Genomic DNA, 6,919 nt, shown 5'->3' with positions numbered 1-6,919 from the left:
CTCGGTGCCGGGAGTGGTGGCTACATACGTACCTCGATCGCTTGGAGAGTTCCCACCGGTCAGACCTCGTCCCCCCCTCCGTCACGGCCCGAAGACGGGCCGCGCCACCTCCCCATCGCTTCGCGACGGGGAGGAGAAAGACACCACGGTCTACGCGTGAACGCGCGCGCTATTTCTTCTCGCCGCCGCCGCCTTCGCGCGGGCCGTCGCTGCGGCTGCGCTTGTTGAGGAGGACCGACAGGGACTGGCGGTCGGCGGGGCTCAGGGTGGCGAACAGGGGGACGACGTCGCGTTCCATCCGTTCGCGGCCCCGGATCTCGGCGGCGCGGGACTGGTCCAGCAGGGCCGCGACCTTGGCCGGGTCGCCGTTCGGGGAGGCGGCCAGGGCGATGGCGGCCTGGCGGGCCTCGCGCGAGGCCTGGAAGTCGGGTCGGGCCGCCTGGGCGGCGGTGCGGAAGGTGGTGCGGACGCGGTCGCGGACGGCGGGATCGAGGCCGTCCATGATCTGGCGGAAGCCGGGCCGGCCGGGTTGCGAGGGCGCGCCGGTGCGCTGTTCGACCTTTTCGCGCGTGACCCAGGCCGCGACGCCGCCCGCCAGGCCGAAGACATTCAGTGCGACCGACAGGGCCAGGGCGATCTTGAGGGTACGGCTGGTCATCCCAGCACCTCGGTGTCGTCGACGACGCCGGACATCGACTGGGAGATGACGGCGTCGGTCTGGTCGTCAGCGGTCAGATGACTGGTCAGATTGACCCCGGCGACGACCCCCGCGCAGGCCGCCGCGGCCCAGCCGGCGGCGAACCAGACCACCAGCCGATCCCAGATTCGACGGGCCTGTTTCGGCGTCAGTCCGGCCGCGATGGCAGAGGCCAGGACCCGGTCGCGCAGGGCGGTCGAGACGACCGGACGTGCCGAGGCGTCCAGCACCGCGTCGATCCGGTCAGCGTCGGCCAACAGGGCGCGTGCAGAGGCATCGTCGCGCGCCACGACCTGACGCGCCGTCTCGCGCTCCGCTTCGGGCCAGCGACGCAGGTCGGCGCCGTAGGCCTCGGTCAGAGCTTTCAACCGGTCGGTGTTCATCGTCATCCTCGTTCAGTCCCCTGACGGCCCGCGGGCCCGAGGTCCGCCAGGGTTTGTCGCAGGGTGCGGCGACCGCGCGACAGCAAACTTTCCAGCGCCTCTACGCTGACCTCCATCAGAGCGGCGGCCTCGATATTGCCGAGCTCCTGATAATGACACAGCACGATCGCCTCGCGCTGACGGTCCGGCAACCGCTTCAGCGCGCCATCGACCCGGGCACCCAGTTCGGCGCTGAGCAGACCCTGATCCGGGGCGGGCCCGTCGTCGGGACGATCGGGCGGAGCCTCGGTCGGCACCTCGCGCCGCCGTCGCAGCCGGTCGTAGCAGAGGTTGAGACCCACCCGATGCAGCCAGGTGTCGAACCGCGCCTTGCCAGGCGCCCATCGTGGTGCCTGTTTCCAGGCCCGGAGCATCGCTTCCTGCGCCACATCCTCGGCCTCGACCGGATCGCCCAGCATCCGTTGCGCCAGGGCCAGCATGCGCGGGAGCTTTCGCGCCACCATGGCCTGGATGGCCGCGGGATCGCCCTGACCCACGCGGCGCACCAGATCCTCGTCGGGGTCGGCGCTCAGAGCCAATCCGGCCTCTTCCTCTGTCCGGGGCTGGAACCGGCGACATCCGGGCCTCCCGCTGCATCCTGACTACTCCGAAGCGGGGGCGGAAGGCGATGGCGGAACGGCGGGGGCGTGCATCTGGCGGTGCATGGGTCGGTTCATGCGCTGAGCCATGCGGCCCTGACCCATGCGGTGGGGGCCCATGCGATGGGCACCCATGCGATGGGCGGCGCGACCCATGCGATGACCGGCCATGGCGCGGCGGCCCATGACCTCGGGCGCGGTCAGGAAGCCGTCACTGTCCTTGTCCAGACGGGTGAAGTTGGCGGCGGCGCGGGCCTGGACGTCGGCGATGACGACGGCGGCCGGCCGGGCATCGGGGCCGCGGCCCGGCGTCCGGTTCATGCGGCGTTCTGCGCGCTGGGCCCAGCGGGCACCGCCGGGGCGTGCATTGTGCATGCGTTCGGCGCGACGGCCGTCGCCCCGGCGCGCCTGACGGGGCGCTTGGGCGCGGGCGGTGCGGGCGGAGTCGAACTCGGCACGGCTGATCTCGCCGTTCCTGTCGGCGTCCAGGCGGTCGAAGCGGGCGGCGGCGCGGGTGGCGCGCATGGCCTGGCGCCCGGCCTGACGTTCGGCGGCCGTGACCTGGCCGTCGCGGTCGGTGTCCAGCGTGGTGAGGCGGGCCGTGCGGGCCTGGACGAACTCGGCCTGGCTGATCTTGCCGTCGGCGTCGGGATCGAGGCGGGCCTGCCGGGCCGCGGTCGGTCCCTGAGGTGCGGGGCTCTGGGCCATGGCCGATCCGGCCAGAAGGGCGGCGAGCGACACCGCGGCCACGCCGGCGAAACCAAATCTGCTCATCTGCAAGTCTCCCATGGGTCCATGACCCGATTGCCCACCTGTTCCGTTCAACGACGGATCGACGACGAATCCGTCGCGGGGCCTATTGCGGGGCGGGCAGGACGGTGTCGAAGGCCGCGCGCGCCTCGCGACGGGTGCGCTCCAGGCGCGCGATCAGGGCCTCGAAACCGGCCTCTCCAGCAGCCTCGGCCAGACGCCGACGGAAGGCGGCGGACTCCGTGTCGGGGTCCGGCTTGTCGTCGAAGGCGACGGCGAACAACTGACCCAGCCGCTGTTGCAACCGCCACGCCTCGGCAAGGGCGGGATCTTTCGCCAGCTGGTCGAGGGTGCGCACGGTCAGGGGGGCACCGGACGCCGCCGCCTGAAGCTGGCGGTACTGGCCGACGAACTCGGCATCGACGAGGCCACCGGGCGAGAGCTTCAGGTCCCAGAAGCCGGACGCGCGGCGCTCGCGCTCCATCAGCGACCGCATGGCGCGGATGTCGGCGGCGACGTCGACACCAGGACGGGGCCGACGCAGGGCCGCCTCGATCCCAGCGGTGACCCGGGCGCCGAAATCCGGGTCGCTGGCCCAGGCGACGCGGGCGCGGGTCAGGGCCATGTACTCCCAGGTCGCGGCCTCGGTCGCGTAATAGTCGGCGAAGGCCGAGAGCGGCACCGACACCGGGCCTTTCGACCCCGAGGGCCGCAGCCGCATGTCGACCTCGTACAGACCACCCTCGGCGGTATGGGCCGACAGGGCCGAGATCAGCCGCTGGGTGAACCGGATGTTGAACACGTCGGCGGTCCAGCCCTTCGACGCCGAGGTCGCCTCGGGCGGTGCGTCATAGACGGTCATCAGGTCCAGGTCGGAGCCCGCCGTCATCTCGCGCGACCCGGCCTTGCCGAGTGCGATCACGGCCACCGCGCCCGGCATGGCACCGCCCAGACGCACGGTTTCGGCGAGGGCGGCGTCGGCCAGGGTGCGCATGACGGCGTCAGCCAGGTTGGTGAAGCCCAGACCCGCCGCCTCGGGTCCGATCCGGCCGGTCAGGGTCTGGACCCCGATGCGGAACTGTTGCTCGCGATGCAGGCGGCGCACGGCGTTCATCGCCCCCTCGAAGTCGCCCGCGGCCCGGGCCTCGGCCTCCATCTGGTCGAACAGGCCGGTGTTGGGGCCGAGCGGGGTCTGGAAGCGGGCGTCCAGCATGGAATCAAGCGCCGCCGGATAGCGGCCGAGCGTGCGGGCCAGACGCGGCGCAAACGCCATGACGCCGACGATCATCTCGAACAGCTGGGGCTGGTTCAGGAACAGGGCCTGAACCTGGACGCCCGAGCTCATGCCCGAGAAGAAGACGCCGAAGCGGCGGAAGGCGGCGTCGGGGGCACCGGTCGCGGCGACGGCCTCCAGCAGTTTGGGGGCGAGGCGGGTGAACAGCTCGCGACCCCGCGCCGACCGGGTCGCGCCGATCCGGCCGTGGTGCCAGCTGCGGATGGTGTCGGAGACGGAAGTCGGCTCGGTGAAACCCATGCGCGACAGGGTCTTGAGCGTCTCGGGGTCGTTGTCGACGCCGGTGAAGACCAGACTGCCCCAGGGCGAGGACAGGTCCTCCTCGCCTTCGAACAGTTCGCCGTAGCGACGATTGACCCCGACCAGCAGGGCCTCGACCCCGGCGTCGAAGGCGGCCAGGTCGCCCTCTCCGGCCAGGGCGGCGACGGCGGCGCGGCGGGCGCCGTCCACCGGCAGGGAATGGGTCTGTTCGTCGTCCAGCATCTGGACGCGGTGTTCCATGGCCCGAAGTTCGCGATAGGCCTGGGTCAGCTCCCAAGCCACCTCGATCGGAATATGGCCGGCCCCGGCCAGGGCGGCCAGGGCGTCCTCGGTGCGAGGGCAGCGCAGCCGGGGGTCGCGACCGCCGAGAATCAACTGTTGAGTCTGGGCGTAGAATTCGATCTCGCGGATGCCACCCCGGCCCAGCTTGAGGTTGGCGCCCATGGCGACCATGCCTTCGCCGGTCTTGTGGACGTGGATCTGTCGCTTGATCGACTGGATGTCGAGCACTGCCTGGTAGTCGAGGCTGCGGCGCCAGACAAAGGGGGTCAGGGCCACCAGGAAATCGGCAGCGGCGTCGGGGTCGCCGGCGACGGCGCGGGCCTTGATGAAGGCGGCCCGCTCCCAGTTCTGGCCGACCGATTCGTAGTAGGCGAGGGCCATGGGGGTCGCGACGACCGGCGGGGTCGATGACGGGTCGGGGCGCAGACGCAGATCGACGCGGAAGACATAGCCGTCTGCGGTGCGCTCCGACAGCAGGGCGGCCAGGGCCTGGGCCGCGCGGTTGACGAAGCCTTGGGCCTCCACGCCGGGGGCCAGGGCCGGTGCGAGGATGTCGGGGTCGAAGAACAGGCTGAGGTCGATGTCACTGGAATAGTTGAGCTCGTCGGCACCGTGCTTGCCCATGGCCAGGACGAACAGGCCGGGGATGGGGCCGCCGGGGTCGTCAGGAGCGGAGACCAGCCGGCCCTTGTCACGCTGGTCGTGGGCCACGGCGCACAGGGCGCGGTGGGTGACGGCGTCGGCGAAGCGGCTGAGGGCGCCGGTGACCCTGTCCAGATCCCAGACGCCGCCGAGGTCGGCCAGGGCGGTCAGCAGGTGCAGTTCAGCCTTGAGCAGGCGCAGGGGTTTGCGGGCCTCGTCGGCACCGCCGGTCAGTGCCTCGGTTTCGGCGAGGATCTCCGCCAGCCGGGCGTCGGGATCGGCCTCGAGGATGGCCTTCAGCCGCTCGGGCCAGCGCCGCGCGATGCCGTACAGATAGGGCGAGGCGGCGAAGACCGGCTCCAGCGCCAGCCAGGCCCGGTCGAACAGGGCGCGCCACCTGGCGGTGTCGGCGGCGTCGGCCAGACGGACATGGGCCCGGGCGGCGACCTCGATGTCCAGCACCGGTCCGCAGGGGACGAGACGATCGACGAGCGGGCCGCTCACGCGATCGACCCGGTCGCGGGCGGCAGGACGAGGGCTACGCGCAGGCCGGGGCCGAAGCCGCCATAGGCACCGGGGCCTTCGTCGAGCTGGACGCGGCCGGAATGGGCCTCCAGCACCGCAGAGACCAGAGACAGGCCGAGGCCCGATCCGGCCTCGGTGCGGCTGTTGTCGAGGCGGACGAACCGATCGATGACGCGGCCACGGTCGGCCTCGGGCACGCCGGGGCCGGTGTCGGTGACCGAGTATTCGATGTCGCCCGAGGACCGCCGACGCGCCCTCAGCATCACGGCACCGCCGCTGGGCGTGTATTTGATGGCGTTGTCGATGACGTTGGCCAGGGCCTGGGCCAGGAAGGGCTGGTTGCCCTCGATCATCAGACCGCGCTCGATCTCGGCCGAGAATTCCAGCCCCTTGTCCTCGGCGGCGGGCTCGTAAAGCTCGGCCATGTCGGCGGCGAGGTCGGCAGCGTCGAACACGACGGGATCGGGCGCGCCCCCGGCCTGAAGCCGGGCGATGGCGAGCACGGTGTTGAAGGTCTTCAGCAGGTGATCGGTCTCGGCCAGGGCGACCTCCAGGGCCTCGACGCCCGAGACCTTGCCGGAATCGGCGTCGATCAGGGCGACCTCCAGCTTGGCCCGCATCCGGGTCAGGGGTGAGCGCAGGTCGTGGGCGACGGCGTCCCCGGCGTGACGGATCGAGGCCATGGAGGCCTCCAGCCGGTCCAGCATCCCGTTCAGGCCGCGCCCGAGCTCGTCGAGCTCGTCGCCGGAGGTCCGGACCTGGGCGCGGGCCTTGAGGTCGCCTTCCTGCACCGCCGTGACGACGCGGTTGAGCCGGCCCATCGAGCGTTCGACATTGCGGCTGATCAGCAGGCCCCCGCCGGCGCCCAGGATCAGCACCAGTCCCATGGCCATCCACAGGGCCTGCGTCAGGCGGGCCAGATAGGCCTCGGTATCGCCCATGGATTCGCCGACGAACAGCCGCTCGCCGCCGCTGAGCTCCATCTCCACGCCGAAGCCCTGGGGCCGCTTGACCCGGCCTTCGGGATCGACCTCGGTGAGGCGAAAGGTGTCCCACTGCCCCTCGGTGGCTCCGGGCGCGGCGGCGATGGGCGAGCTGTCGAGGTTGGCGCTGATCTTCTGGCCGGTCTTGTCGGTCAGGAAATACAGATAGCTGCCGCCCCGGCTGATCCGCTCGATCAGGGCGACGTTGAGGGCATCGACGCCCCGGGCGTTATAGACGGCCGTCAGACTGTCGGCCTCGACCTGGACCTGAGACTGCGCGCGCGCCTGTGCCTCCTGGGCCGACGCCACATAGACATAGGCCAGGATGGCGCTTGCCGCCGTGGCGAACAGCGCCAGGAACAGCAGCGTCAGCCGGAACGGCGTGCGGCGGAAGAGGGAGGGGAGTTTCACTGCGTTACCTCTCCCTCCCCCTGCGGGGGAGGGGGGTCGGAGCGCAGCGGAGA

General features: G+C 71.4%; 6 protein-coding genes. All 6 read right to left on the bottom strand.

What is annotated here, in order from left to right; translation table 11 throughout:
* Positions 1 to 169: 169 nt before the first annotated feature.
* The 6 genes from JHC99_RS16170 to JHC99_RS16145 all read right to left on the bottom strand — a co-directional run bounded on the left by JHC99_RS16170 (position 170) and on the right by JHC99_RS16145 (position 6,866).
* Entirely contained in the window at positions 170 to 658 is a 489-nt protein-coding gene (locus JHC99_RS16170; protein WP_292155594.1) for a periplasmic heavy metal sensor, read from the bottom strand.
* Positions 655 to 1,086: a hypothetical protein gene (locus JHC99_RS16165; RefSeq protein WP_292155591.1), complete on the bottom strand. Its 432-nt coding sequence runs from the start codon at positions 1,084 to 1,086 to the stop codon at positions 655 to 657. Before JHC99_RS16165 ends, JHC99_RS16170 begins: the two co-directional genes overlap by 4 nt.
* Entirely contained in the window at positions 1,083 to 1,658 is a 576-nt protein-coding gene (locus tag JHC99_RS16160; protein ID WP_292155588.1) for an RNA polymerase sigma factor, read from the bottom strand. Before JHC99_RS16160 ends, JHC99_RS16165 begins: the two co-directional genes overlap by 4 nt.
* Positions 1,659 to 1,721: 63 nt before the next feature.
* Positions 1,722 to 2,492 carry an EF-hand domain-containing protein gene (locus tag JHC99_RS16155; RefSeq protein ID WP_292155585.1) on the bottom strand — a complete coding sequence of 257 codons (771 nt, stop codon included), beginning with the start codon at positions 2,490 to 2,492 and terminating at the stop codon, positions 1,722 to 1,724.
* Positions 2,493 to 2,574: 82 nt separating this feature from the next.
* Entirely contained in the window at positions 2,575 to 5,451 is a 2,877-nt protein-coding gene (locus tag JHC99_RS16150) for a bifunctional [glutamine synthetase] adenylyltransferase/[glutamine synthetase]-adenylyl-L-tyrosine phosphorylase (protein WP_292155583.1), read from the bottom strand.
* Entirely contained in the window at positions 5,448 to 6,866 is a 1,419-nt protein-coding gene (locus JHC99_RS16145) for a HAMP domain-containing sensor histidine kinase (RefSeq protein WP_292155582.1), read from the bottom strand. The genes JHC99_RS16150 and JHC99_RS16145 overlap by 4 nt, the downstream gene beginning before the upstream one ends.
* Between the last annotated feature and the right edge of the window lie 53 nt (positions 6,867 to 6,919).

Origin of the sequence: Brevundimonas sp. (assembly GCF_016463485.1) — a bacterium.
Lineage (GTDB): Bacteria > Pseudomonadota > Alphaproteobacteria > Caulobacterales > Caulobacteraceae > Brevundimonas.
This window is presented reverse-complemented; position numbering and strand designations above follow the sequence as displayed.